The organism is Rothia similimucilaginosa (assembly GCF_029850875.1).
In the GTDB taxonomy this organism is placed as follows: Bacteria; Actinomycetota; Actinomycetes; order Actinomycetales; family Micrococcaceae; genus Rothia.
In genome coordinates this window covers 358,998-385,413 of the sequence record NZ_JAOVAM010000001.1, presented here as the reverse complement: position 1 = coordinate 385,413, position 26,416 = coordinate 358,998, and the positions used below count along the sequence as shown (strand labels likewise).

Annotated in this window: 21 protein-coding genes and 3 tRNA genes; 13 read left to right on the top strand and 11 right to left on the bottom strand. The window is 58.4% G+C overall.

Features of this window, described 5'->3' with window-relative positions:
- The first annotated feature begins 41 nt into the window (after positions 1-41).
- Positions 42-1,631 carry an MFS transporter gene (locus QFX05_RS01495; protein ID WP_279740304.1) on the top strand — a complete coding sequence of 530 codons (1,590 nt, stop codon included), beginning with the start codon at positions 42-44 and terminating at the stop codon, positions 1,629-1,631.
- A gap of 137 nt (positions 1,632-1,768) precedes the next feature.
- Here QFX05_RS01495 and QFX05_RS01490 read toward each other — a convergent pair whose 3' ends face one another.
- The 8 genes from QFX05_RS01490 to bcp form a co-directional block, all read right to left on the bottom strand.
- Positions 1,769-2,416, bottom strand: a complete 648-nt coding sequence (locus QFX05_RS01490) for an MBL fold metallo-hydrolase (RefSeq protein WP_279740302.1) — start codon at positions 2,414-2,416, stop codon at positions 1,769-1,771.
- A 9-nt stretch (positions 2,417-2,425) separates the two neighbouring features.
- Entirely contained in the window at positions 2,426-3,517 is a 1,092-nt protein-coding gene (locus tag QFX05_RS01485) for an S-(hydroxymethyl)mycothiol dehydrogenase (protein ID WP_279740301.1), read from the bottom strand.
- 189 nt (positions 3,518-3,706) lie between these two features.
- Positions 3,707-4,771, bottom strand: coding sequence for an alpha/beta hydrolase (locus QFX05_RS01480; protein ID WP_279740299.1), 1,065 nt, complete (start codon positions 4,769-4,771; stop codon positions 3,707-3,709).
- Positions 4,772-4,912: 141 nt separating this feature from the next.
- A complete protein-coding gene (locus QFX05_RS01475) occupies positions 4,913-6,196 on the bottom strand; it encodes a YihY/virulence factor BrkB family protein (RefSeq protein WP_279740298.1) in 1,284 nt (427 codons plus the stop codon).
- A 263-nt stretch (positions 6,197-6,459) separates the two neighbouring features.
- Positions 6,460-7,941, bottom strand: a complete 1,482-nt coding sequence (locus QFX05_RS01470) for a malate:quinone oxidoreductase (RefSeq protein WP_279740297.1) — start codon at positions 7,939-7,941, stop codon at positions 6,460-6,462.
- 209 nt (positions 7,942-8,150) lie between these two features.
- Positions 8,151-10,298, bottom strand: a complete 2,148-nt coding sequence (locus QFX05_RS01465; protein ID WP_279740296.1) for an ABC transporter substrate-binding protein — start codon at positions 10,296-10,298, stop codon at positions 8,151-8,153.
- 152 nt (positions 10,299-10,450) lie between these two features.
- A tRNA-Leu gene (locus QFX05_RS01460) sits at positions 10,451-10,532 on the bottom strand.
- Positions 10,533-10,717: 185 nt separating this feature from the next.
- On the bottom strand, positions 10,718-11,194 hold the full coding sequence (gene bcp / locus QFX05_RS01455) for a thioredoxin-dependent thiol peroxidase (protein WP_279740294.1): 477 nt from the start codon (positions 11,192-11,194) through the stop codon (positions 10,718-10,720).
- 180 nt (positions 11,195-11,374) lie between these two features.
- Between bcp and QFX05_RS01450 the strand changes: the two genes are divergently transcribed.
- Positions 11,375-11,447, top strand: a tRNA-Lys gene (locus QFX05_RS01450).
- 438 nt (positions 11,448-11,885) lie between these two features.
- Here QFX05_RS01450 and QFX05_RS01445 read toward each other — a convergent pair.
- A complete protein-coding gene (locus tag QFX05_RS01445; protein WP_279740292.1) occupies positions 11,886-12,425 on the bottom strand; it encodes a hypothetical protein in 540 nt (179 codons plus the stop codon).
- A gap of 490 nt (positions 12,426-12,915) precedes the next feature.
- On the opposite strand from QFX05_RS01445, the gene QFX05_RS01440 reads away from it, so the two are divergent.
- From QFX05_RS01440 to QFX05_RS01400, 9 genes are all read left to right on the top strand, one after another.
- Complete coding sequence (locus QFX05_RS01440; protein ID WP_279740291.1) at positions 12,916-14,718, top strand: acetolactate synthase large subunit; 1,803 nt, start codon at positions 12,916-12,918, stop codon at positions 14,716-14,718.
- A complete protein-coding gene (ilvN, locus tag QFX05_RS01435; RefSeq protein ID WP_279740290.1) occupies positions 14,718-15,218 on the top strand; it encodes an acetolactate synthase small subunit in 501 nt (166 codons plus the stop codon). The genes QFX05_RS01440 and ilvN overlap by 1 nt, the downstream gene beginning before the upstream one ends.
- 284 nt (positions 15,219-15,502) lie before the next feature.
- A complete protein-coding gene (gene ilvC / locus QFX05_RS01430) occupies positions 15,503-16,531 on the top strand; it encodes a ketol-acid reductoisomerase (protein WP_005508646.1) in 1,029 nt (342 codons plus the stop codon).
- A gap of 212 nt (positions 16,532-16,743) precedes the next feature.
- Positions 16,744-16,816: transfer RNA gene (locus tag QFX05_RS01425), tRNA-Lys, on the top strand.
- Between the two features lie 341 nt (positions 16,817-17,157).
- A complete protein-coding gene (gene metG / locus QFX05_RS01420; protein ID WP_279740287.1) occupies positions 17,158-18,702 on the top strand; it encodes a methionine--tRNA ligase in 1,545 nt (514 codons plus the stop codon).
- A 400-nt stretch (positions 18,703-19,102) separates the two neighbouring features.
- Positions 19,103-19,870 carry an ABC transporter ATP-binding protein gene (locus QFX05_RS01415; protein WP_279740285.1) on the top strand — a complete coding sequence of 256 codons (768 nt, stop codon included), beginning with the start codon at positions 19,103-19,105 and terminating at the stop codon, positions 19,868-19,870.
- A 3-nt stretch (positions 19,871-19,873) separates the two neighbouring features.
- A complete protein-coding gene (locus tag QFX05_RS01410) occupies positions 19,874-22,630 on the top strand; it encodes an ABC transporter permease (RefSeq protein ID WP_279740282.1) in 2,757 nt (918 codons plus the stop codon).
- 157 nt (positions 22,631-22,787) lie between these two features.
- Positions 22,788-23,105: a nucleotidyltransferase family protein gene (locus QFX05_RS01405; RefSeq protein ID WP_279740281.1), complete on the top strand. Its 318-nt coding sequence runs from the start codon at positions 22,788-22,790 to the stop codon at positions 23,103-23,105.
- Positions 23,102-23,461 (top strand): HepT-like ribonuclease domain-containing protein, encoded by a 360-nt coding sequence (locus QFX05_RS01400; RefSeq protein WP_279740280.1) that lies wholly within the window; start codon positions 23,102-23,104, stop codon positions 23,459-23,461. The genes QFX05_RS01405 and QFX05_RS01400 overlap by 4 nt, the downstream gene beginning before the upstream one ends.
- 95 nt (positions 23,462-23,556) lie before the next feature.
- Here QFX05_RS01400 and QFX05_RS01395 read toward each other — a convergent pair whose 3' ends face one another.
- Both QFX05_RS01395 and QFX05_RS01390 read right to left on the bottom strand, forming a co-directional pair.
- Complete coding sequence (locus tag QFX05_RS01395; RefSeq protein ID WP_279740279.1) at positions 23,557-24,396, bottom strand: response regulator transcription factor; 840 nt, start codon at positions 24,394-24,396, stop codon at positions 23,557-23,559.
- A 41-nt stretch (positions 24,397-24,437) separates the two neighbouring features.
- Complete coding sequence (locus QFX05_RS01390; RefSeq protein WP_279740277.1) at positions 24,438-25,838, bottom strand: histidine kinase; 1,401 nt, start codon at positions 25,836-25,838, stop codon at positions 24,438-24,440.
- A 7-nt stretch (positions 25,839-25,845) separates the two neighbouring features.
- Here QFX05_RS01390 and QFX05_RS01385 point away from each other — a divergent pair, with 7 nt between their 5' ends.
- Both QFX05_RS01385 and QFX05_RS01380 read left to right on the top strand, forming a co-directional pair.
- Positions 25,846-25,992 (top strand): hypothetical protein, encoded by a 147-nt coding sequence (locus QFX05_RS01385; protein ID WP_279740275.1) that lies wholly within the window; start codon positions 25,846-25,848, stop codon positions 25,990-25,992.
- Between the two features lie 100 nt (positions 25,993-26,092).
- Positions 26,093-26,224 carry a hypothetical protein gene (locus QFX05_RS01380; protein ID WP_279740274.1) on the top strand — a complete coding sequence of 44 codons (132 nt, stop codon included), beginning with the start codon at positions 26,093-26,095 and terminating at the stop codon, positions 26,222-26,224.
- Positions 26,225-26,416: the final 192 nt, after the last annotated feature.

Sequence of the window (26,416 nt, the reverse complement as noted above, 5' to 3'; positions counted from 1 at the left end):
GCTGTTGTAGCATGTCCGGCGGTTTATTCGTGAAAGAGATGATGACCTCGACATCTCAGGGTAGGGACCCGAGCTCAACGTATCGTGTGGAACCTTCGGCTGATGCGCGCGCTAAGGCATCTGCGCCGGAGGTTCCTCCGCGCACCATGAAGGTGACACCCGCCTCCGATTTGCCGGATAAGTTGCGTGCTTCGGGTACGGGTATTCCTACGGTTCCGGGTACGTCCCTGACGGATGTGGTGCGCAGTAACGACCACGTGTTGCAGGAGTTGCCGCCGCGACCGGTGGCGGCTACGGATGAGGTTAATACGAACGCCTCGTTGCCGGATATTTTGCGTCAGCATTGGGCGTTGTTCCTGCGTGACGGTAAGGAGCAGCGTTACCATCTGCGCGGTGTGCTCCGTGATGAGGGTTTTCCCCGTAATGTGTTGACGATTCTGTTGCACATTCCGGCGGCTTCTTCGGCGTTTGCGCTGTATATTCTGTTGGCGAGCCACCTGGGTAGTGTGCATGATGGAGGCTATGCGGTGGCGGCGTTTGCTAGTGCGTATTCGGTCCAGGTTATGCTCGGCCCGATGCTGGTGCGTGCCCTGGGTTTGAGGGCGTTGCTGGCGATTACGTCGGTGCTGAATATTGCTGCGGTGCTGAATATGTTGGTCATTGGTTGGCGTTTGACGGTTGACCCGAATAACGTGAGTACGATGTACACTGCGCTCTCTTGCGTGGCGATGGGTTTTACGACTCCGCCGTGGACGCCGTTTGCGTTGGAGTCGCTGTACCGCCGCAACTATAAGTACACTGATGTTCGCTTGTCGACAGCTACTTCTTGGGGTACGACGGCGACCCTGTCGATGCACCCGCTGGCTGCTCTGCTGGTGTGGCTGGGCGATGCATATATCACCCCGAATCATGAGTATGCGGGCTTCTGGATCACTATGATTCTGGATGCGCTGCTGTTCACTGTGGTTCTGGCTGCGCCGAGGTGGATGCCGGATATTTCGCGTATTCGCATGTCTTCGCCAAAGAACCTGGTCCGCCCGAATAAGCAGACGGTGGTGCTGATCCTGGGTCTGGTGCTGCTGGGCGCGAATATGGGTGCGGTCGGTTCGGGTCTGCTGGGCTTCTCGCTGATTCATGGTTCGATGAACCTGTTCATGGCGATGGTTGCGACCGGTACCGGCGCGATGGCGCTCGTGTCTTTGCCCGTGGCTTTGGGCGCCCGTTCGATAAACCCGTGGCATGGTTGGTTGGTGAGCGGCGTTCTGCTCATTATGGGTGCCCTGTATCTGCCGGCGAGTGATGATACGTCCACGATTTTCTATGCTTTGGTGTTCTGCGGTGTGGCGCTGGGTGTGGCTTTTGCCGGTCAGGAGCTGTCGTTGAACCGTTCGATCAAGCATATTTCGGATGCTCAGGCGAGCTTCTTTACCCGTTCGATGCTGGGCATTGGTATGGCGTTGGGTAGCATGTGGGGCGGCTATATGGGCGATGCTCCGTATTACCGTAATGCGTTTATGGTTCCGGTGATTATTGCGACTCTGTATTTTGCCTTGGGCCATTTGTTTGGCTATTTGTGGCGTAAGGAGCGTGAGGAGCAGCTGGCTCCTTGGGATCAGCTGGAACGCAATTAGAGCATGTGTAAAGGCGGATGCCCCGCCACCTTCTGCAGGTGGTGGGGCATCCGCCTTGTGCGTACTGCACTCGGTTTGTGGTGAGGAGCCTCAGCCTGAGAGTCTCCGCGCGAGAACCTCAGCGTGAGGCTACCGGTTTAGTGACCGCGCTTAATCCATGCCGGAAGCTCGGGTGCCTCCAGTCCGATGCCGGTGCTGTCGCCGTGGCCGGTGAGGACCGCAGTGGACTCGGGCAGGGTCAGCAGACGGGTCGAAATCGACTCGATGATGGTGTCGAAGTCGCTGTAGGAGCGTCCGGTTGCGCCGGGGCCGCCGTTGAAGAGGGTGTCGCCGGAGAAGACGACGCCTTCGCTGTTCTCCCAGCCGAGGGTGGGGGCGTAGAAGCACACGGAGCCGGGGGAGTGGCCGGGGGTGGTGAGGATCTTCAGCTCGGTATCGCCGATGCGTACTACATCGCCGTCAGCCAGTTCGTGGTCGAAGTCCCAGGAGGGATACACCATTTCCCAGAGCACACGGTCCGCGGGGTTTAGGTAGACGGGTGCGCCGAAGCGTTCTGCCGCTTCCTTTGCGCTGCGGATGTGGTCGTCGTGGGCGTGGGTCAGCAGAATCTTCTCTACGGTGCGGCCTGCGACGGTACGGGAAATCTTGTCGACGTCGTGGGCGGGGTCAATGATGATCACCGAGGAGTCATTGCCGATAATCCAGACGTTGTTGTCGACGTCCCAGCAGCCGCCGTCTAGCGAGAAGGTACCGGAGGTGACGACTCGTTCAATACGTTCGCTCACACTACGCTCCTAGAGTTCCACGACCGAGCGCAGCACGCGGCCGGTCTTCATGGTTTCGAATGCTTCGTTGACGTCTTCGAGGCGGATACGCTCGGAGACGAAGCCGTCCAGGTCGAGGCGGCCGAGCAGGTACTGGTCCACGAATTCGGGGAAGTCGCGGGAGGGCAGAGTGTCGCCGTACCATGCGCTCTTGATGGAGCCGCCGCGGCCGAAGATCTCATCCAGAGGGATGTCCCAGGTGGTGCCGGGGGCGGGCACACCGACGAGGACGACGCGGCCAGCAAGGTCGCGTGCTTCGAATGCCTGCTTGAAGGTGGGGGCGATGCCGACAGCGTCAATGACGAGGTCTGCACCAAAGCCGCCGGTGAGTTCCTTGACAGCCTCGACGGGATCGACCTTGGAGGAGTTCACGGTGTGGGTTGCGCCGTGCTTGCGTGCGCGTGCCAGCTTATCTTCGTCGATGTCGACGGCGATGATGGTGGTTGCGCCACCGAGCTGTGCGCCTGCGATTGCTGCGGTGCCGACGCCGCCGCAGCCGATGACTGCGACGGACTCGCCGCGCTTGAGTTCACCGGTGTTCAGCACAGCGCCCAGACCTGCGGTGACGCCGCAGCCGAGCAGACCGATTGCTGCGTACTGTTCAGGGCTGATGTCAGCGGTGATCTTGGTGCACTGACCTGCTGCGACGAGGGTCTTTTCCGCGAAGGAGCCGATACCCAGTGCGGGGGTGAGCTCGGTACCGTCCTCGAGGGTCATCTTCTGGGTTGCGTTGTGGGTTGCGAAGCAGTACTGCGGCTGACCCTTGCGGCATGCGCGGCATTCACCGCAGACTGCACGCCAGTTGAGGATGACCAGGTCGCCGGGGGCGATGTCGGTGACGTCATCGCCGACAGCCTCGACGATACCTGCAGATTCGTGGCCGAGCAGGTAGGGGAAGTCCTGGCCGACGCCGCCGGTGACGTAGTGGTGATCGGTCTGGCAGACACCACAGGTGAGGACCTTGACGAGTGCTTCGCCCTTGCCCGGGTCAGGTACGTTGATGGTGGTGACGGTGACGGGTGCGTCCTGGGAGAGGGCTACAACAGCCTTAACCTTGTGCATGGTGCTCCTTTGCTGAGGTGCGGTTGAAGCCCAACCGCAGATAAAGGTTTTTTGATACGTTCCCATTCTACGAGCATTGGCGTACCTGGTGCACGATAAAGCTGATAGTGAAGCCCCCATGCGAATTTGACGTTTTATGACGTTGTTGGATACTCCGCCCGGAGCCCGGATACCGTAGCCTGCGGCTGCTTACTCTGCCGTTTCTACCTCTGCCGCCTCCACCTCAGCAGCAAAGGCGAGCGCACCGCGTCGGAACGCACCCGAGGTCAGTGCGTTCACGTGGTCCCGGCCGGGTAGGGGAATAAAACGGTTGAGCGGGTCATCCTCGCGCACCATATCGTAGAGTTCCGCACCGTCGGCGGCGATGGTATCCGCGTCACCGAGTACGACCGCAACGGGTACACGCGGATGTGCGCCGGGGTGGCCCGCCGGCAAGTCCGGGGAACCAGCACGCAGGGCGGGCACGTCGAAGAACGGGCCGAAGGGAATCCGAACGAACTTCAGCAGCGCGTCGGGCTGAATGGGGGACCCGTCAATAATCGAGGTGAAGGAGGCGATCGCCTCATCAGTGGAGTCTGCCGCCGGGGTTTCACTATCCGCCGTGACGCTGGTACCCTCGTGCGCTTCGAGCATGGCGCGCAGGGTGATGAGGTGGTCGTGCAGAGGCAGACCGCCCAGAGTGAGTGATGCGACCGCTTCCGGGTGGGTGAGGGCGAGTTCCCAGCCAACGCGGGCACCGAAGGAGAAACCGATAACGTGTGCGCGGGGCTCCAGTTCAACGCCGAGGTCGTTCTCGGTGGCGACTGTTTGCAGCAACTGGGCGAGCAGGTTGGTGAACAGGTGCATGGGGGGCAGCGGCTGACCTGCAGCATCGACGGAAAGCACCGAATTGAACGGAATTGTGTGGCTGCGCACGCCCGTGTGGTTGGGGAGCTTGCAGTCGATGGCCTGCATGGACTCGGGGTCTTTGAGGTATTCGTCTGAGTGGTAGGGCAGGCCAACGATCAGTACGGGGTATCCGGCGCGCAGATATTGGCGGATCCAGCTGGTGCCGCCGTAGAGCTGTTCGCCGCGGGTGGCGAAGCCGTGAATCATGAGGGTGGGGATACGGCTTTTAAGCTGCTGCGGCTGGTAGAGGGTGTACTCGAGGTCGGGGAGAACAATGGCGGGCGCGGCGGCATTGGGTGCATCAACATTGGACGCAGAGGCGTTGGGTACAGCAAAGGGCGCGGGAGAGAAATCTGCACTGGTCATATGTCTATCTTAGTGACCAGCGCAGGGTTTCTGTCCCACGCCCTTGAAAGATTGAGGTGATATGCGCTTAGCTGAGCTGCCGCTTAGTTCTTCTGTGCCGCACCGGTGGACTTATCGGTGCCCGAGGTCGAAGAGCGCCTGCTACTGAGAGTCAGTCTTCGCCTTATATTCGGTAGCTTCCGCCGTGGTGTCTGCCTCCGCATGCTTGGGCTGCTTCTTACCGCCGGCAAAGAACGTGCGAATCTTGGTGGTGCTGGTGCCCACTGCCTTCTTCACGCGAGCCACAATGGAGGGGCCCTTCGGCTTGGGGAGCATGCCCTGGCCTGCCGCCTGCTGTTGCAGTTCGTGTCCGGCGTACATGAGGCGTTCGCGCTGTTCTTCCAGCGTACGGGACGCGGAGGTGCTGCGCGGCTGAACCTTCAGGCGCCCCTGATCGTCTTCACCGGCGAGGACCTGACGCATGAGCATGATTTCTGCGTCCAAGTGCGCTCCAAAGAGGAGCATATTGTTCATAATCCAGATGAACAGTAGCATCACAATCACACCACCGATGAGGCCGTAGGTGGCGTTGTACTTGCTGAAGTTATTGGTGTAGAGGGTGAAGCCGAAACCGCCCAGGCTCATACCGAAGAGCGCCAGCGCCGCACCGGGGGAGAGCTTCCACTGGTTGAAGTGGCGTACGTTCGGGGTGGCGGCGTAGAGCAGAGTGATCAGGGCGATTGCCATGAACAGGATGAGCACCCAGCGGCCGTTGAGCCAGATGAGCTTGATGAGCTCCATATTGACGGTTTCGGGTAGGTACTGACCAATCAAATCGAGGACGGTTACGCCCAGCAGTATCATGAGGATCATGAGTACCACGAGGATGATAAGCACGGTGGTGACGAAGACATTCAGCGGCTTGAGAATCCAGCCGGGGCGGCCTTCACGTACGTTGTAGACCGTGTTGAGAGCTCGGCCGAATGAGCCGGTGTACCCGGAGGCTGACCAGAGCGCACTGAGGATACCGGTCAACAGCACCAGGCCTGCGCCTTGGTCGCCGGTAAGCTGTTTGATGGGGTCTTCCATAATGGCGTACATCTGGGCGGGCGCGTTGTCCTTGAGGAATGCGAGGATGACTGCGGCGCTTTCCTCACCGTGACCGAATACGCCCAGGAGGGAGACAATCGCCAGCAGGGCAGGGAAGATGGACAGCACGGTGAAGTAAGTGAGCGCTGCCGCCATGTCGCTTGCGCCGTTTGCACCGAATGTGAAGATAGCACGGCGCAGAATGTAGAGGACGCTGCCCTTAGGAAAGTCACGCAGTTTCACGCTTGCGTACTTGGGGGCTGCGGGCTTCTTCTTACGGGAGAAGAGTCCGCGTCGAGCTCCGGCGGATACCTTGGTTGAGGAGGTATCAGTGGAAGAGCCAGTGTGTGCAGACAATAGGGCTCCTTGAATGAGTGGGGTGTACACAGTGGTGCGCCTAGTAGCTTCAGCGTGTGGGGCGCACAGAAGGGACGAGGAGAATAATGAGCTGTCCTTCCCGCCCCTGCGGTGACATTATAGGGTTTTCTAACCCTCCCGCATTTTTCTGCGAGTGCAGATAGCTGACCTGTCGGTCAGTTAGAGAGGGTAACCGCCCCGAAAAGCCTCAAAAAAGGCTTGTCAGCTAGGGTATAAAGCTACCTGCTGAGCCTAACTGAAAACTAGTTGTGAATACCCAGAACCTTAGCGGTGTGAGCCATCAGCTCATCAGCCAGGTCAGGGTTATCGTTGAGCTTCACACCGTAACCGGGGATGAGCTCCTTCAGGTGGGGCTCCCAACTAGCAATCTTGGAGGGGAAGCACTTCGCCAGCAGGTTCAGCATAATCGAAGCCACAGTAGAAGCACCGGGGGAAGCGCCCAGCAAAGCCGCAATGGAGCCGTCCGCTGCAGAAACAACCTCGGTACCGAACTGCAGGATGCCGCCCTTCTTCGGGTCCTTCTTCATAATCTGGACGCGCTGACCCGCCTCGATGAGCTCCCACTCGTCGCCGATAGCCTCGGGGTAGTACTGGTGCAGGGTCTCCAGGCGAGCGTTCTTGTTCTGCAACAGCTCGGTGAGCAGGTACTTGACCAAGGAGACGTTATCCAGACCTGCACGGGTCATGGGGTACAGGTTGTGCAGGCGTAGGGACTTCGGTAGATCCAGTACGGAACCCTGCTTCAAGAAGTTCGTCTTGAAACCGGCGTAGGGTCCGAAGAGCAGGGCACGCTTGCCGTCCACGTAGCGGGTGTCCAGGTGAGGCACAGACATGGGAGGTGCACCCACCGAAGCCTGACCGTACACCTTAGCGTTGTGCTGGTTTGCGGTCGCCTCGTGGGTGTTGCGCAGGAATAGGCCGGAAACGGGGAAGCCGCCGTAGCCCTTACCCTCTTCAATGCCGGACTTCTGCAACAGGTTCAGGGCGCCACCACCGGCTCCGAGGAAGACAAACTTTGCGTTGATGCTCAGGGGCTCATTCTTGTTGATGCGGTTAATCGCTTCAACCTGCCAGGAGCCGTTCGATTCACGGTTCAGGTTGGTGACCTGATATCCATAGCGAACCTCAACACCCTTGGTCTGCAGGTAAGCGACCAGCTGCTCGGTGAGGAAACCGAAGTTCACGTCAGTACCCTCGGGGGACCAGGTTGCTGCCATCGGCTCGTTCTCCTTACGACCCTTGACAGTCAGCGGAGCCCACTCAGCAATCTTCTCGCGGTCGGTGGAGAACTGCATACGCTCAAAGAGTTTCTCCTTGCGGAAAGAGTCGTAGCGTGCTGCGAGGTACTTGGAGTGGTCCTCACCGAAGACCAGGGACATATGGGGGACCGGGTTGACGAAGCTGGTGTCTGTCAGGATATTCTTCTCCACCAGGGATGCCCAGAACTGACGAGAAATCTGGAACTGTTCGTTAATGTTTAGCGCCTTGGCAGCGGAGACAGTACCGTCAGGACCAGCGGGAGCGTAGTTGAGCTCGCACAGTGCCGAGTGGCCGGTACCTGCGTTATTCCAGGGGTTGGAGGATTCCTGAGCAACCTTGTCGAGGCGTTCGAGCAGGATAATATTCCAGGTCGGTTCGAGTTCCTTGAGGAACACACCGAGGGTGGCGCTCATGATGCCGCCGCCGACCAGGACGACGTCGGTTCGTTCAGTACGTGCTACCACTGAATTCTCCCTTAGGGTGAGGGTGCCCGTCCTTGGGCACAATGACTGTGGGGTACATCATCTAGCCTACTCCTTTTAGCGGGGGAGGCATAGCTAGAATCAGCAAATAACAGGAGGGTGTTACAGTTCACACACTAGTTTCTTTGGGGGCATAGACCCTTCAAGGCATGCCAAACACGCGCACAATGCAACACTCAAACCTGAACTGTCTACAACTTACGCAGTTTTCCAAACAGCTCAATCGCATTCTGCTCCGTCTGATAACCCTGAACCTCACGGCTCACAGCCACTTTAGACGTCACATTCAACAACGGAACAGCCGGCATAAACTGACCCAACTGAGACACAACCTTCGCATACAACTCACGCTGCGAATCCACCGAAACAGCAGAATCCGCAGTACGAATCGCCTCCATTACCTCAGTAAAACGAGGCGACGGCGCCACCGCTGCAGCAGTAGGCGACGGTGAAGGAGTCGCCGAAAGGCTCGGTGAAGCAGAAACCTCCTCCGGAGACAACGGATCCGGCGAATAACTCGGCTGCGGGCTCGGAGTCGCAGAAATCTGCACATTCGAATCCGCACCATGTGACGACGGAAAATCAGAATTCTTCTTCGTCAAACCTGTCGTCATATCCGTCGGCGCATTCGTAATCAACGAACGCACCTGATGCTCCGCAATCAACTGCGCCAACACCGGACCAAAGAACGCATACGGGTCACGGTACATGCCGTAGAAACCAGCCAACGTAATACCGCGCTCAGAAGAAACATCACGGCTCTTCTCCAAATACTCAGCCCACGGCAACGGCACCGGTTTAATATTCAGACCCACCTCAATCAGCGAACCCACCATCTCCGAATACACCTTCTGCGGAGTATCCATCCACGGCAGAGAAACATCGGCAGGGTAGTAGCACTCAATTATCTGATTGTCATAACCAGCAGCCGCTAACAGTGAGCGCGCCATATTCTGATTGCGGTCCGTGTAATCCTTCGCATCATTAGCCTTAATACGGAATGACGGCGAAATCAGCGTCTGTGCATCCGAGGTGCCCTGCGGATAATACTGATGTAACGCACCACGATCCACCGCATGCGAAATAGCGCGCCGCACCGAAATATTCTTCAACACCGGATGCGCCGTATTCAACCCCAAATACACCAGCGAGAACGGGTCACGACCAGGAGTCTGATAACCATCACGCGCCAACTGACCCAGATCAGAAGAATTCACCTGATCACACGCATCAATATGACCCTCCATCAGCGCAAAATAACGCTTATCCGACGAAGTGAGGGTCGAAATCTGAATCTCATCCAGCTCAGGTACCGGACCGTCAAAATGGGTGTTCTTCAGCAGGCGCACCATGCCAGCCTCGAATGACTCCACACGGAACGCACCCGTACCCACCGGGTTGCCCGTCAGCTTCTGATCAGCACCAAAAAGCGAAGGATCAATAATGCCGAATGCCTGCTGCGTCAAAATACGCGGGAACGCCAACGAAGGACGCGACAGGGTTACCACCACAGAGTTGCCCTTCGCTACCACCGACGAAACCAACGGCAAAAACGACTGCACCGCAGGCGACTGAGCGGCATTCGCCTTCTGTGCGCTCTTCTTATCATCCGGCAGTGCAGGCTCAGGAACCGATGGAGTAGCGTGCGGAGAATCAGCCGCGGAAGCACTTGGAGAAACAGACGCGCTAGCAGAAGCAGACGGAGTAGTCGCACCCGACGGAGACGCCTGAACAGGCGCAGGCTCCACTGCCGAAGAATCAATAGAACCTGGCTTTGGCACACCAAAACCCCATGCAAATAAAGGCTGAGCAGGCACCGCATGAGCAGAAGTATCCTGCCCCGTAGCTAACGCCTGCCATCTCTGGAAATTCTGCACTACAGCATCCGCAGTCAATGCAACGCCACTACTAAAATGCGCCTCACGCAGCACAAACGTATGCACCAAACGGTCATCAGAAACCGTCCACTCAGCACACAAAGAATCCTGAACCTCAGGATCGCCCGTGTAATGATTCGCCACCAATAACGTCTGCAAAACCTGCGCCGTCACCTGATACGTACTCGCCACAGGAAACAATGCCGGATCCAAACCCAATGGCGCCGCACCCTGTGCAAAACGGAACATACGACGAACATCAGCAGGCGACGCACTCGCCAATGAACTAGCAGACGAACCAGTAGAAGACTGACCAGAACACGCAGAAAGTGCTAAACCAGCACTAAAAAGCGCGCCAAAACGCAAAACGGCGCGTCGACTCAAGCCGCTCGAGCCGACAGTGGCTCGAAGCAGTGCGCCAGAATTGCCAACAGCTGATGATGCATAAGGCTGATGCTGCACGGGAGCGTCCTCTCTTCCGTCGCGGATGCTTACCTCTCAGGATAACGGTTCAACACCCAACCGGGCGAGACACACTCACCCCGGCAAGGCACATACAAGAAAACCCGCCGCCACGAAAACCGTGACGGCGGACCCAACGTAAAATGTGTTTGTGCGCGAGGGGGGACTTGAACCCCCACGCCATAAGGCACAGGAACCTAAATCCTGCGTGTCTGCCAATTTCACCACTCGCGCGTAGCGTCACCCCACATCCGAAGATGTATGCGTCTGAGGCAACAAAAAATTAGTGTACACCAGGAACCAAGGTTCTCCAAGCCGTAAAAGAAGCCCCTATAGGGAAAAAGCCCGAAAATACGCCGAACAGCAGCCCCCTTAAGAAGCATCAGAATGGCGATATGCAAGCTCTAGGAAACATGCCCCTACTTCGGGTCAATACCCAAATCACGACGCAGCTTCGCCACATGACCTGTCGCACGCACATTGTACTGAGCCACAGAAACAATACCCCGCTCATCAATCACAAACGTCGAACGAATCAGACCCTCGTACACCCTGCCGTAATTCTTCTTCTCACCCCAAGCGCCATACGCCTCGGCAACCGCATGATCAGCATCAGATAGCAGTGGGAACGTCAACGATTCCTTTTCCACAAAACGTGCAATAGCCGCCGGCGAATCCGGAGAAACACCCAACACTACGTAACCCAACGACTTCAACGATGCCAAATTATCGCGGAAATCGCACGCCTCCTTAGTACAACCCGGAGTCGACGCCTTCGGATAAAAATACAAAATCACCTTACTGCCCGCATAGTCACCTAGACTATGAGTAATACCAGCCGAATCAACCAACGAAAAAGCAGGCGCCGGAGCACCCGGCTCAAGACGAACACTCATAATAACTCCTCAAAACAACAGGGGAGGGGTGCGGACGCGCCCCACACAGTGTACACACTAGTGTCTCACACACCTCACCCAAACAATGTGTCCAGCCTCACTGTAAATCAACTTGCGTGCACCATGAAAACTCGCGTATAGTATTTTTCTGTTGCAAGGGAGACCTTGAAAAATAAATAAGCGCCTCTAGCTCAATTGGCAGAGCAATTGACTCTTAATCAATGGGTTCTGGGTTCGAGTCCCAGGGGGCGCACATCAAAGAAAATCCCGCTGATTCTTCGGAATCGGCGGGATTTTTGCGTTCCCCTTGAAATACAGTCTTCATGGCTTGAGGTGCATATTATCTTCTTTGCTCCTGCAGGGGACCTGTCCTCGCAGAGCTCGGACACCCTGATGTCGCGACAGAGGATATATGCACCTCCGCGTGTATCGGTATTTGAGGTACGCTCGGTCCCGCCGGGGTTGCGGCAGGTACGCGGTGGTTCACCATGTGCGCCCCGTGCCTAGCAAACTTGGGAGGGGGAGGGCTGTCGCGGTTTGGCGTGTTGCGTGGCGGTTGGGAGTTTTGCATGCGGGGCGGGGGAAGGCTGTCGTGGTTTAGTGTGCTGCCTGGCGGCTTGGCGTTTGGGTATAGGAAAGCCCGCCGCAAACCCAGAGGGGTGCGGTGGGCTTTCCATACGAAAAGTCTTGACTACAGGACCGGCCAAATCCGCGTCACAAACTCACGGAAATCCTCAACATCGCGACCCTGCTCCAAAAGTCCAGTGCCAAAGCGAGTCGAAAGCTCAGCATTATCCTCAAAAGACAAGAAGAATGAGCTACCATTCACCGACTCGATTGTCACCGCATCGTCACCCACACGATACGCATGCAGCGCATTCGTATTATCAATCGTCGTAGCAGTACCCGCAGGCGTCAACGCCGGCAAATTCACCGGAGCAATAATCACCTCATCAGGCGCATCCTGATACCCCACAATAAAATGCTCCTGATCAGGATGCTGATGCAACGCCAAATCAGGATTACGGTACACCGCGCGGCCAGATGCATACACCAAATTGTATGCACCGTAGTTAATAATCTGCTCGTCAAAAACCGGGTGCAGAACCCGAATGAGTTCCTCGCCCGTCAAAAACTCGCTACTCTCAATAGAGTTACGGGGGTCGATAACCTCTGCGTACTTACTTGCTTCGGTCAGCTCATCAGCGACCGTGATAATCGGTTCGGTCATAGAAATCAGTCTACCGGGGCAAAGGAAGAAGGTCACGAGTATTCGCACATATTACGCGCCATGACATCCAAAAAAGCGAGTTTTTCTCACCTGTTCAAAAACCTGCGCTAAAATCCACGTACACACGCAAAGTGTCCACATCATGAAAGAAGAAGAAAGTGTCCACATCATGAAAGAAGAAGGTTGACTTGGGGGTTTCCGTGCAGAAACCGCCACGATACCCCATAGAGATTTGACTCACCCCCGCCCAGGGCTTCATCATGGAAGGGTGAAGACAGCAATGCACCAGCGAATTATCAACCTTGTATTCGTCTCCTAGGGCGAGTGGCAGGGTCTATTCACTGCGACTGAGCGCCCCTACCGCTACCACCAACAGCGAGGGGCATTTTTTATAGCTTGGTACCCCCGGGCATAGGATGCGTGAGGACCACACAATCCTCCTGCAGAACATTGAATATAACGAAGAACCATTAAGACACGAGGCATTTCCATGACCATGGGATTTTCCACTTCTGATGACGCGGTAAACGCTCCCGCAGAACGCATGACCGGTTCTCAGGCAATCGTCCGCACCCTCGAAGATTTGGGTGTGACTGACGTATTCGGCCTGCCTGGTGGAGCTATTCTGCCGACCTATGACCCACTGTATGACTCTAAGAAGGTTCGCCACATCCTGGTCCGCCATGAGCAGGGTGCAGGCCACGCAGCTCAGGGCTACGCGGTGTCCAGCGGCAAGACCGGCGTGTGCATCGCAACCTCCGGCCCCGGTGCAACCAACCTGCTGACCGCAATCGCCGACGCAAACATGGACTCCATCCCGCTGGTCGCAATCACCGGCCAGGTGTCCACCGCGTTGCTTGGCTCCGACGCATTCCAGGAAGCTGACATTGTCGGCATGGCAATGCCCATCTCCAAGCACTCCTTCATGATTACCGACCCGCAAGACATCCCCCGTGCGCTCGCAGCAGCATTCCATATCGCATCTACCGGCCGCCCCGGCCCCGTGCTCGTGGACGTCACCAAGGATGCACAGGTTGGCATGATGGAATACCGCGGTATTCCTGAGGACCTCGAATTGCGCGGCTACACCCCCGTCACTCGCGGCCACTCCAAGCAGATCCACGAAGCCGCAAAGTACATTACCGAGTCCAAGCACCCCGTCTTCTACGTTGGCGGTGGCCTGGTCCGTGCAGGTGCTTCCGAAGAGTTCCACAAGCTGGCTAAGCTCATCGGTGCACCCGTCGTCACTACCCTGAACGCTATTGGCGTGTTCCCCGACTCGGACCCCCAGAATCTCGGTATGCCCGGTATGCACGGTACCGTCCCCGCCGTCGCAGCAATGCAGAAGTCTGACCTGCTGATTACCCTCGGTGCACGCTTCGATGACCGCGTTACCGGTAAGCTTGACTCTTTCGCTCCCGAGGCTAAGGTCATCCACATTGACGTTGACCCGGCAGAAATCTCGAAGATTCGCTTCGCGGATGTTCCGATTGTCGGCGACCTCAAGTATGTCCTGCCTGAGCTGACCGACCTGCTCTCCACCGAATTCGCAGACCAGCTGCCGAACCTCACCGAGTGGTGGAACGAGCTGAATGTTATCCGCAAGGATTACCCGCTCGGCTACCAGAAGCCCACCGACGGTCTCGGCTCGCCCGAATACGTCCTCGAGCGTATTAGCGCTCTGACCGGTCCTGACGCATACTACGTCACCGGCGTTGGTCAGCACCAGATGTGGGGTGCACACTACATTCAGCAGGAGAACCCCCGCCACTTCATTAGCTCCGCTGGTCTGGGCACCATGGGCTACGGCGTTCCTGCAGGTATGGGTGCTAAGGTTGCGCACCCCGAATCCACCGTGTGGATTATTGACGGTGACGGTTGCTTCCAGATGACCAACCAGGAACTGGTCACTTGCGCACATAACAACATTCCCGTGAAGGTTGCCATCATCAACAACTCCTCCCTCGGTATGGTGCGTCAGTGGCAGACTCTGTTCTACAACGAGCGCTATTCCAACACCGACCTGAAGGACGGTCACGGCACCGTACGTATCCCCGACTTCGTCAAGCTTGGTGAAGCATATGGCTGTGCAACTTTCCGTTGCGAGCGCGACGAGGATGTGGATGCCACCATTAAGGCTGCCCTGGAAATCAACGACCGCCCTGTCGTCATTGACTTCACTGTCAGCCCCCACGCCCTCGTCTGGCCCATGGTCCCGGCAGGCGTATCTAATGACAAGATTTGGATTGCGAAGAACACTTCGCCCGAGTTCGATCGTGAGGGAGAGAACTAATGGCTCTGCACACTCTGTCCGTTCTGGTAGAAGATAAGCCGGGCGTTCTCACCCGCGTCTCCGGTCTGTTCTCCCGCCGTCTGTTCAACATCCTCTCCCTGGCTGTGGGCCCCACCGAAAACCCCGGTGTTTCCCGTATCACCGTCGTGACCGAGGGTGACGCCCATACCATCGAGCAGATTACCAAGCAGCTGAACAAGCTCGTTCACGTGCTGAAGGTTGTCGAGCTTCCCGCCGAATCCTCCACCCAGCGCGGCCACATCCTGATTAAGGTTAAGGCGGATGCAGTGGCACGTCTGCAGATCGTCCAGGCGGCAGACCTGTTCCGTGCATCTGTGATTGACGTTTCCCCCGAGTCTGTTGTGATCGAGGCAACCGGTTCTGCGGAGAAGCTCAACGCACTGCTGGACGTTCTGGAACCCTATGGTGTTCGCGAAATTGTTCGCGCAGGCACCATCGCCCTGGCACGCGGCCCGCGCGCCATGAGCGAACGTATCTAGCACGAGTGCATCTAGTGCTCCCCACGCTACCCTTGTAGCAGTCCCGCCCGCACCACCGAAACACACCAGTTCACAGTGCGGGCGGGGGAGTGCCAGGTACTGAAAAGCTCGGTACAGAAAATCCGGCACCGAAAACCCCGGCCCCCCCGATAAAGCAGGGTACAAATACTTTCAGCCAAAATCTGAGAAGCACTCTCGTAAGCCTGCATCCCAAAAGCTATCAAGTAGAATAGTCAATGTTGAGCCCAGCCTGGGCCGCATACCAAACTTACTGAGGAGAAGAAATGGCAGCAACCATTTTCTACAACGACGACGCAGACCTCTCCCTGATTCAGGGTCGCACTGTAGCAGTTATCGGCTACGGCTCCCAGGGCCACGCACACGCACTGAACCTGCGTGACTCCGGCGTGAAGGTCATCGTCGGTCTGTCCGAGGGCTCCAAGTCCCGTGCCAAGGCTGAGGCAGAAGGCCTGCGAGTCGCAACCGTTGCAGAAGCAGCAGCAGAAGCAGACGTCATTATGATTCTGACCCCGGACCAGGTCCAGGCAAAGGTCTACGCAGAAAGCATCGAACCTCACCTGAAGCCCGGCAACGCACTGTTCTTCGCACACGGCTTCAATATCCGCTTCGGCTACATCACCGCACCTGAGGGTGTCGACGTGGCAATGGTTGCTCCCAAGGGTCCCGGCCACACCGTCCGCCGAGAATTTGAAGCAGGCCGCGGCGTTCCCGCCCTGGTCGCAGTTGAGAAGGATGCATCCGGCGAAGCACTCGCACTGGCGCTGTCTTACGCAAAGGGCCTCGGCGCAACCCGCGCAGGCGTCATCAAGACCACCTTCACCGAAGAGACCGAGTCCGACCTGTTCGGCGAGCAGGCAGTCCTCTGCGGCTCCACCTCTCAGCTTGTCCAGTACGGCTTCGAGGTCCTCACCGAAGCTGGCTACCAGCCCGAAATCGCATACTTCGAGGTTCTGCACGAGCTCAAGCTCATCGTTGACCTGATGATTGAGGGTGGCATCGCTAAGCAGCGTTGGTCCATCTCCGACACCGCAGAGTACGGCGACTACGTCTCCGGCCCCCGCGTGATTTCCCCCGAGGTCAAGGAAAACATGAAGGCTGTCCTGGCAGACATCCAGAATGGCAACTTTGCAAAGCGCTTCATGGAAGACCAGGCTGCAGGCGCACCCGAGTTCAAGGAACTGCGCGCAAAGGGCGAGGCACACCCCATCGAGGCAACCGGCCGCAAGCTGCGCGAGCTGTTCTCCTGGAACTCCGTTGACGACGACTACACCGAAGGTTCCGTCGCTCGCTAAACGGTAGCTCAGCAATAGCTTTCTAAGAATCCGGCGTTTCACCTCTCGCCCCACATAGAGGAGGGGTGGAGCGCCGGATTCTTTGCTATTTCAAGCTGAAAAGCACCACCTGGCAAATGTGTGATGCAGTTCATTATTAATTGAGTTGCAGGCATTCATAAAATGCCGTATAGTATTTAATCGTTGCAAGGGAGACCTTGAAAAATAAATAAGCGCCTCTAGCTCAATTGGCAGAGCAATTGACTCTTAATCAATGGGTTCTGGGTTCGAGTCCCAGGGGGCGCACATCAAAGAAAATCCCGCTGATTCTTCGGAATTGGCGGGATTTTTGCGTTCTCCTTGTTCCTACAGGGGGACCTGTCCTCGCAGAGCTCGGACACCCTGATGTCACTACGGACGACACCGATTCCTCAGGTGGTTTCTGCAGGTTGGGCAGGGGCGCGTTATCCCGCCGGTTTGTTGGGGTGCACGGTAGTTTCGTGTGCACCCCGTGCCTAGCGAACCGGGTGGGGAGGGTTGTCACGGTTTGGTCTGTTGCTTGGCGGCTTGGTGTTTGGGCCGTCGCATTTCAGACTATACATAACCAGGGTGAGAGCCTAGCCTAAGACTGCGGTAAACTGAAAGTTATGACTGCAACTCCGTTCTACATCACCACCGCCATCTCCTACCCTAATGGCAACCCGCACATCGGCCACGCCTACGAAACCATCGCAGCCGACGTGCTAGCCCGCTTCAAGCGCCTCGACGGCTTCGACGTGCGCTTCATGACCGGCACCGACGAGCACGGCCAGAAGATGCAGACCACCGCAGAGAAGCTCGGTAAGACCGCTAAGGAACTTGCCGACGAGAACTCCGCACGCTTCAAAGCAATGAACGATGCGTTGAACATTAGCTATGACCGCTTCATCCGCACCACCGACCCCGACCACTACACCGCATCCCAGGCCATCTGGAAGCGCATGGAAGAAAACGGCGACATCTACCTTGACAAGTACGCCGGCTGGTACTCCGTACGCGACGAAGCCTACTACGCAGAAGATGAAACTGAAGTGCGCGACGGCCAGCGCTACGCCATCACCACCGGCACCGAAGTCGAATGGACCGAAGAAGAGTCCTACTTCTTCCGCCTCTCCAAGTACGGTGACAAGCTCCTTGAACTCTACGCTAACGAAGGCTACGTCTACCCCGAATCGCGCCGTAACGAGCTGATCTCCTTCGTCAAGGGCGGCCTCAACGACCTGTCCATCTCCCGCACCACCTTCGACTGGGGCGTACCCGTACCCGGCAACGACAAGCACGTCATGTACGTGTGGGTTGACGCCCTCACCAACTACCTCACCGGCCTCGGCTACCCCGATACCGACAACGAACTGTTCACCAAGTACTGGCCGGCCGACCTGCACCTCATCGGTAAGGACATCACCCGATTCCACTCCATCTACTGGCCTGCATTCCTGTGGTCTGCCGGCCTGGAGCTACCCAAGCGCGTCTTCGGCCACGGCTTCCTGCTCGTGAACGGCGAAAAGATGTCCAAGTCCGTCGGCAACGTCGTCGACCCCGCAAACCTCGTCGACGCATTCGGCCTGGACGCCGTACGTTTCTTCCTCATGCGCGAGGTATCCTTCGGCCAGGATGGCTCCTACTCCGAAGAGTCCATCATCAACCGCATCAACTCCGACCTGGCAAACAACCTCGGCAACCTCGCCCAGCGTTCCCTGTCCATGGTCGCCAAGAACTGCGGCGGAGCGGTGCCCACCCACGGCGAATTCACCGAAGCCGACCGCAAGATCCTCGACGAGGCGGCAGCCCTCTACGAGCCGGTCCGTGCAGACTTCGACGAGCAGGCATTCCACCGCGCTTTGGAACGCATCTGGACTGTGCTCGCAGACACCAACGCCTACTTCGCAGAGCAGGAACCCTGGACCTTGCGCAAGAACGGCGAACTCGACCGCATGAACACCGTACTGTACGTAACCCTCGAAGTCGTACGCAAGGTCGCCCTGCTGCTGCAGCCCGTCATGCCCGACGCAACCGCCAAGCTGCTGACCCTGCTCGGCGTACCCGAAGGCGACGCACGCCAGTTCGCAGCCATCGGTACCGCGCTCGTGCCCGGCACGGAACTGCCCGCACCCGCACCGGTGTTCCCCCGCTACGAAGCGCCCAAGGCATAACAACTGCCTGAACACTAGTGGACAGCGCCTGAGATAGCGCTGCAATGATAGCGCTATAACGGATAGTCTATGAAAGCCTCCGGCTTCCCCGCCCCAGACGGGGGAGGAGCCGGGGGTTTTCGCATATATAGGTGTAGGCGCGGGCAGAGATGGGAGGCAGAGAAGCAGGGCAATGATGCGGGGTAAGGGATGCGGGGCGAGAACGCAGATTGCGCCGCCACTCATCCTTAAGGATGAGGCCAGTACCCCGCCCAGCCCTCCTCAAGCTCATTTCAGCCCGTGGAATGAGTGGGGAACCTTCGCATCCGCAGGTCAAGACCCGGTGAACACCCGCCAAAATCAACCTGGAGGATGAGAAAAACCCTGTAGTCAGCGCCACGCTACGTGAAATAATTGAACTATGACTACGACAACTCATCACGCACAGACGGCACAGCCTGCCGTCTCCGCACGAAACCTTTCCAAAACTTACGGCATCGGTGAAGCCACTGTCCATGCCCTCAACAACGTCTCCGTCGACTTTGAGCAGGGCAAGTTCACCGCCATTATGGGTCCCTCCGGCTCGGGTAAGTCCACGCTGATGCAGACCATCGCAACCCTGGATACCCCCGACCCGAACCCGGCAACCTCGATTCGTATCGGCGGTACCGAGCTCTTCGGCCTGAAGGACAACGCCCTCACCGAATTCCGCCGCGAACACATCGGTTTCATCTTCCAGGCGTTCAACCTGGTCCCCACCCTCACCGCGGGCCAGAACATTGATCTGCCTCTGGGCCTTGCCGGTAAGAAGCCGGACCCGCAGTGGCGCGACTACCTGGTCAAGACCCTCGGCCTGGAAACCCGACTCGACCACCGCCCCGAACAGCTCTCCGGCGGTCAGCAGCAGCGTGTCGCCATCGTGCGTGCCCTGCTTGCACGCCCCGAAGTGGTCTTCGCCGACGAACCAACCGGTAACCTCGACTCCAACTCCGGTGCCGAGGTGCTACGCCTGTTGCGTGCCGCCGCAACCGACCACGCACAGACCATCCTCATGGTTACCCACGACGCAAACGCCGCCTCCTACGCAGACCGCGTGGTCTTCATCAAGGACGGCATGGTCGCCGGTGAAATGATCGAACCCACCTACGACGCCGTCCTTGGCGCAATGGCACAGCTGGAAGGTCGATAAGCCGTGGCAACCACATTGAACACGGTGGCGCGCTCCAACCTGCGCGCTTCCAAAGGAAAATACGTCCTCACGGGCATAGGCATCGCGATCTCATCCTTCTTCATCGCCGCCATTATGATGCTCACCAACTCGCTGCAGGCGACCGTCAACTCCTCCATTGGTGACGTGCTCTCCCGCGCCGAGGCGGTCGTCGCCTCCGCCGCTACAACCAGCGACGGTAAAGACAGCAACGCCATCTTCCTGACCCGTGAGCAGATTATGAAGGTGGAGCAGAGCGACTTGCTCTCCGGCTACTGGGTACAGTATGCCGTTACCGGTACGCTCGGCACTGGTGACCAGAAAACCCAGATGCAGTACAACCAGCTGCCCTCCGATTCTAGCCTCTTCCCGTACAAAGTGCAGGGCAAAATCCCCAGCAGCGACCGTGAAATCATGGTCTCTACCTACTTCGCGAAGGAGCACAACCTTTCGCTGAACGGCAAGGTCACCGGCACCGACGTTGTAGAATCCGTTAGTGCTCCCGGTACTGACAAGACCGCCGAATACACCATCGTCGGTATCTTCGACACCGGATTTGAAGGCTCCACCACTAACCGGGCTGTCTTCGTGGGCGGCACCAGCCTCGGCGAAGCCACCCTGAAAGCAGCCGAGACAGAAAACAGTAGCTCGGCGGCAGGCTACCGTAGCATGGCTGGCGCGAACCTCATCTACCTCAAGTTCAAGGACGGCATAACCGACGCCAAACTCAAGAGCCTGCAGGACTCCCTCAGCAGCGGCGACACTAAGAACGACCCGCGCGTTATGACCGGTCAGAAGCTGCTGGAAGACTTCCAGAAGAGCATCTCTGAGGTTTTCACCTCCATTAGCGTGATCCTGGGTGCCTTCGCGGCCCTGGCGCTGCTGGTTTCCTCCTTCGTCATCTCCAACACCTTTGCGGTGCTGGTCGGCCAGCGCATCCGCGAGCTCGCCCTGCTGCGCACCCTCGGTGCCCGCGGCGGCTCCCTCGTACGGATGCTGCTCGTCGAATCCATTACCGTGGGCGTGGTGTTCTCCCTCATCGGTGCTCTGCTGACCTTCCCGGTCGGCATGCTGGTGGGAAGCATGGTTCCGACCATCATGATTTCGTACTCGATCACCCCGGTGATTATTAGTACCCTGCTGTGCACCATTGTGACGGTGCTGGCGTCGCTCTCCCCGGCACGAAGTGCCCTGCGCATCTCGCCCATTAGCGCAATGAGCGAACACACCAACCGCGAAGTCAGCAAGCCCGGTAAGGTCGGCCCGATCATCGGTGTACTCTTCGCCATCGGTGGCGTGGTCGCTGTTGTGACTGCTCTCGATAAGGCAACCAGCACGAACCGTGACGGTAACTCCGCAATCTTCCTCGGTATGATCGCAGCACTGCTGCTCGGTATTGCGATCTTCCTCATCACCCCGCTGATGCTACCTCCGCTGGTACGCGCCCTCGGCATGGTCACCCGCACCCAGACCGGTAAGCTTGCGCTCGCCAACGCTCTGCGTTCGCCCAAGCGCACCGTCTCCACCGGCCGTGCTGTGCTTGTCGGCACCCTGGTCGTGTCGATTGTGCTGACCGGCTACACGGTTCTGAGCGCATCGTTCGTCAAGGCGCTGGATCAGCAGTACCCGATTTCTGCGCAGGCGAAGTACAGCTCGTATGACCAGTCTGAGGCGGCTTCTACCGTGACCAAGGCGGAGGGAATTGCCTCCAAGGTCAAGGGCATTAAGAACGTTCAGGCATCCGCTGTTGGTTACGCCGCTGGCGTGGTTGACTACACCGTCGAGTACGAAGGCCAGAGTGTCAACCAGAACGCTGACCTGGTGGCGTTGAGCTCCTCCGATCTGAAGGCAATCCTGCCGAACGAAAACTCGAACCTTGCTGACGACACCGTGCTCGTACCTCAGGGACTCTGGAAGTCCGCTGGATTGAATGAGTCCAGCCGTCTGAAGGCGCGCGGCCCGCTCGGCGAACTGGAACTCAAGCCCGTCAAGTCCGAAACCAAGCAGCACCTGCTGATTGTCAACCCTGCCACCGCTGCCAAGCTGCAGGACGCCAAGACCCCGCAGGCAGTTGCCAACCCCGCCGCTGAGGAAGCTCAGAAGCGACTGGAAGAAGCAATCGCGAGCGGCGATCAGGAAGCTCAGACAAAGGCATCACATCTGACCGTCACCAGCCAGGCACGCGGTAACGACACCGTCATTCTGGTGCGTGCGGTATCCCCGCTGACCAGTAGCGAGAACGTGACCCTGCAGACTGAACTGAACCGTGCCAGCCCTGACAGCTCCTTCACCGGTGGCTTGCAGGAACGCCAGACGTTTGACCAGCTGCTGACCGTCATGCTGACCTTCACCCTGGTGATGCTCATGCTCGCAGTGGTTATCTCCATCATTGGTGTGGCGAACACGATGACCCTGTCGGTCAACGAACGCCGCCGTGAGAATGCGATGCTCCGCTCGCTGGGTCTGTCCCGCAAGCAGCTGCGCCGCATGATCTCCATTGAGGCGATTCTGATTACGCTCGCCGCAGTGGTGCTCGGCATGATTGCCGGTACGGTCATCGGTGCGGTCTCCGCGAAGATTGTGATGGCTGCCGTAAGCTCCAGCGCCCCGCTCGTGCTTGACCTGCCGTACATCTGGTACGTGGTCATCCTCATTGTGGGTGTACTCGCCGCGATGCTCGCTTCGGCGCTGCCTGCGGCTCGTTCGGCTCGCATGTCCCCGGTTGAGGGTATGCGCGGCTAACCCGGCATAGTCACAGTACCCGGCAAACCCGGATACTCAGCGTGAGATAGTAAAGCCCCGGAGGGTACCTCGATTAGGAGGCGCCCGCCGGGGCTTTACTGTGCTCTCAGGCGCTTGGAGCAGACCTGTAGCCTGGCTTTGCGCGTATGATGGGTGTATGAGCACTAGCCACCCCAATCTGCGTCGCGGGTACACGCTACCCCATGAAGCGGAGGTTCTTCAGATCCTCCGTGATGCCGGTGTGCGCCGTGCCCGACTCTTCGGCAGCGCTGCCCGCGGTGAGCTGACCGAAACCAGCGACCTGGATTTTCTGGTGCAGATGCCGGGTGTAGCCCCTTTTGATGAGTTCATGCAGATGGTGGATGCTCAGCACCGCATTGAACAACTGACCGGCCGTAGCGTTGATATGGCTACCCAATTGCGCCCCGGCATCTATGCGGAAGCAGAACCGGACATGGTGGAGCTGCCGCTATGAAAAGCTCGCTTGATGACTTCTCTCTGATTCTTGAGTCAGCTCAGCGTATCTACGCTTTTACGCCCGAGCGATATGAAGACCTGATAGACGGCTCAAACGGGGTGGTCCAGGACGCGCTCTGCATGCGCTTTCAGGTCATTGGCGAAACCCTCAATAGAATTCGTTCAAAATACCCAGAAGATTATGAACGGTATGAACGGGCTGAGTGGCAGTACCTCATTGCTATTCGTAACATCATTTCTCACAGCTATGTGAGTGTTGATTTTGCTGTCCTATGGGACGTCGCCCGGAATAAGTTGCCTGATCTGATGAGCGACTTTGAACGAATCATCGACGCGATACAAGAAATCACCTAACTAATAGAGCCCCGGAGGGAGCCTCGATTAGGAGGCGCCCGCCGGGGCTTTGCTGTGTCCTCTAGCTTGCCGTATTCCTATATATTAGGGAACGGCTACTGGGCAATACCCGCCTCATACGCCATAATGACCGTCTGCACACGATCACGCGCACCCAGCTTCGCCAATACATGCGACACATGCGTCTTCACCGTCGCTTCCGAAAGTACCAACTCCCGCGTAATCTCCGCATTCGATAAGCCGCGCGCAATCAGACCCAGCACTTCAAACTCACGCGGTGACAACTGTTCAATCAACTCGCGATGCGGATAATCCGCAACAGGCTCAAAGCGCGCAGAATCAGCCGGAATAAACGTCGCCTTAGGAATCTCAGGACCAGCAGCCGGGGGAGTAGCCTGCACAGACTCGGCGGCAGGATCGGGAGAATCCAGCACCGGAATCATCTGCTCCAACAGGCGGCGAGTCGCAGACGGCGCAATCACCGCATCGCCGCGGTGCACCGTACGAATCGCCTCCAGCAGCTGCTCCGGCGGGGTGTCCTTCAACAAGAAACCGCTCGCACCCGCACGCACCGCCGAATACACGTACTCATCAATATCGAAGGTCGTGAGCATAATAATGCGCACCCGCTCATCCTCGGAAACTTCACGCTCGCCGTCACGCTCCAGGATGCGGCGCGCCGCCTCCAGGCCGTCGCAGTGCGGCATGCGCACATCCATGAGGATGACCTGCGGCGCCTGCCCCTCAGACACCATGCGGTCAAAAACGTCAATCGCCGCCAGGCCGTCATCAGCTTCCATGACGACCTGCAGGTCCGGCTGGGAGTTGACGAGCATGCTCAAGCCGCCACGCACTAGGCGCTGGTCGTCAACGAGCATCACGCGGATTGGCTGGGTGGTCTGTGGTGCAGAAGTCTGTGGTGCAGAAGAGTACATAGTTTCAATCCTAGATCACGAGGTAGTAGAGGGCACGGGTATTAGAGATCGCGGTAGGGCAGCGCCGCCTCAACGAGCCAGCCGCCGTCAGGCTGCAGACCGTAGGTGAGGGTGCCGTGGTAGAGGGCGATGCGCTCGCTCATGCCGCGCAGACCGTTGCCGCTGCCGGGTACCGGGCGGGCAATGTGCTGAGCCGCGGCAGAGGAAACCGGGTCGTTCTGCACCTGCAACTGCAGACCGTCCTTACCCCAGTGAATGGTGACGGTGGTTGCCGCGCCGGGGGAGTGCTTGAGCGCGTTGGTGAGCGCCTCCTGCACGGTGCGGTACGCCGCGAGTTCTGCGCCCTGCGGTAGGGTGCGCGCCATGGTGCCGGTGATTCCGGTGAAGGTGACGGGTAGCCCGGCTCGGCGGCTCTGCTCCACGAGGGAAGGCACATCGCTGAGGGTGGGCACGGGTGCGTAGGCGGTTGCCTCGTCTGTGCGCAGTAGCCCGAGTAGGGAGCGCATCTGAGTGAGGGAGTCGCGCGCCGTGTCTGCAATGAGTTCAAGGGTCTGCTCTGCAATATCCGGTTCGCTCTGCTGAGCCTGACCCGGCTGCTCTGCCTGCTGGGCGCGTGCGGTGCGGGCGCTCGCCGCGGCGTAGCATGCCCCGTCCGCCTGGGAAATAATGCTGGAGAGCGAGTGCGCCACAATATCGTGCATTTCACGGGCGATGCGGGTGCGTTCGTCCTGCGCGGCGAGGCGGCGTTCCTGCTCCTGCTCGTATTCGAGGCGGCGGGCGCGTTCTTTGAACTCTTCGCTGCGCAGTTCGCGCATGCGGCGGGAGTCGCCGAGGAACCAGAAGACGGTGAAGATGGATCCGCAGAGCACGCCGAGCATCAGGGAGATGAAGATGCGGGCGGGCATGTCGTCCCAGTGGTAGAGGAACGAGAGCGAGGCCTGCACGGTAACGGCGAGTGCGCCGACCCAGCCGAGAATGAGGGCGCGGAAGCGGGCGCGGCGGGTCCAGTGCCTGCCGGTGTGGTAGGCGGCGAGGCTGACCGGCGGGTAGCAGGTGATGACGAGTGAATCGGGGAAGGGGGTCACGAGGGTGAGGCAGAGCGCCGCGATGACCACGTAGATGCTGCCGTAGGGGAAGCGGTAGCGGAAGTAGAGCGCGGTGGTGCTGCAGAGCGCGGAGATGAGCGGGATCCAGCCGTAGCCGTTGATGAAGGCAACGGAGAGCACGCAGCAGAAGAACTGCATGTGCGCGACGACGATGAAGTTCATCCAGCCGCGTTTGTCTCTGAGGTAGGTTTGCACGCGGCTGGAGGCGGTGATGGCGTCGGCGGGTAGGTCGCTGTTTTCTGAGCTGCCGCGGGTATTCGTTACGGCGTAGCCGGGTTCGGCTGTTGCTGTGCTGTGTTGTGGGTTCTGCTGGGATTCGGTGTACTTGAGGGGCATATTTCCAGTGTATCGAGGTGGTGTAGCTTACCTGGCGTCCGAGCCCTGCATTGATAGCACAGCGATTTGGCAGACTCGCCCCGCAACCGGCGGTATGGACTACGGCAACGGCGGCGTCGGTGGCGAGCAGCCCCTGCTGTACAGCAAGGGCTAACATCTACGGTGTTCTGAGCTTTACCAGCAGAACAAGCAGGAGCCCTTCAGCTCCTCCACCGCTGGCGATAAGGGTGGCTCCGGCTTCGCACAGTTCGGTGGTGCTGGTGGCTCCTACGTGGCTCCCGGTGTTTTCCGGCGGTACTATCGAGTCCGCAGGCAACGCTCCGACCGCTCGTGGCGCACGTGGTAACGGCTACGTCAAGGTCTCCCTCTGCAAGCGCACCGCGTAATTGCATAGACCCTTAGGGCTCTCACACTGAGTGAGAAATCATAACGATATTCCCCGGCTGATTATTCAGTCGAGGAATATCGTTTTAACCGGTGGGATCTGAACGCCACAAAATCCAGAACCCCCAGAATTCAGGAGGTGTTGCCGGGCAGGGATAGGGATTAGCCCAGAGTCTGAGACCCCGCCCGTACAC

Excerpts from the sequence above, each read along its gene's own strand:
- ilvC (WP_005508646.1), top strand. The coding sequence starts at position 15,503 with ATGGCAGCAACCATTTTCTACAACGACGACGCAGACCTCTCCCTGATT.
- QFX05_RS01440 (WP_279740291.1), top strand. The coding sequence starts at position 12,916 with ATGACCATGGGATTTTCCACTTCTGATGACGCGGTAAACGCTCCCGCA.
- metG (WP_279740287.1), top strand. The coding sequence starts at position 17,158 with ATGACTGCAACTCCGTTCTACATCACCACCGCCATCTCCTACCCTAAT.
- QFX05_RS01390 (WP_279740277.1), bottom strand. The coding sequence starts at position 25,838 with ATGCCCCTCAAGTACACCGAATCCCAGCAGAACCCACAACACAGCACA.
- QFX05_RS01480 (WP_279740299.1), bottom strand. The coding sequence starts at position 4,771 with ATGACCAGTGCAGATTTCTCTCCCGCGCCCTTTGCTGTACCCAACGCC.
- QFX05_RS01485 (WP_279740301.1), bottom strand. The coding sequence starts at position 3,517 with ATGCACAAGGTTAAGGCTGTTGTAGCCCTCTCCCAGGACGCACCCGTC.
- QFX05_RS01395 (WP_279740279.1), bottom strand. The coding sequence starts at position 24,396 with ATGTACTCTTCTGCACCACAGACTTCTGCACCACAGACCACCCAGCCA.
- QFX05_RS01415 (WP_279740285.1), top strand. The coding sequence starts at position 19,103 with ATGACTACGACAACTCATCACGCACAGACGGCACAGCCTGCCGTCTCC.
- QFX05_RS01405 (WP_279740281.1), top strand. The coding sequence starts at position 22,788 with ATGAGCACTAGCCACCCCAATCTGCGTCGCGGGTACACGCTACCCCAT.
- QFX05_RS01445 (WP_279740292.1), bottom strand. The coding sequence starts at position 12,425 with ATGACCGAACCGATTATCACGGTCGCTGATGAGCTGACCGAAGCAAGT.
- ilvN (WP_279740290.1), top strand. The coding sequence starts at position 14,718 with ATGGCTCTGCACACTCTGTCCGTTCTGGTAGAAGATAAGCCGGGCGTT.
- QFX05_RS01495 (WP_279740304.1), top strand. The coding sequence starts at position 42 with ATGACCTCGACATCTCAGGGTAGGGACCCGAGCTCAACGTATCGTGTG.
- QFX05_RS01400 (WP_279740280.1), top strand. The coding sequence starts at position 23,102 with ATGAAAAGCTCGCTTGATGACTTCTCTCTGATTCTTGAGTCAGCTCAG.
- bcp (WP_279740294.1), bottom strand. The coding sequence starts at position 11,194 with ATGAGTGTTCGTCTTGAGCCGGGTGCTCCGGCGCCTGCTTTTTCGTTG.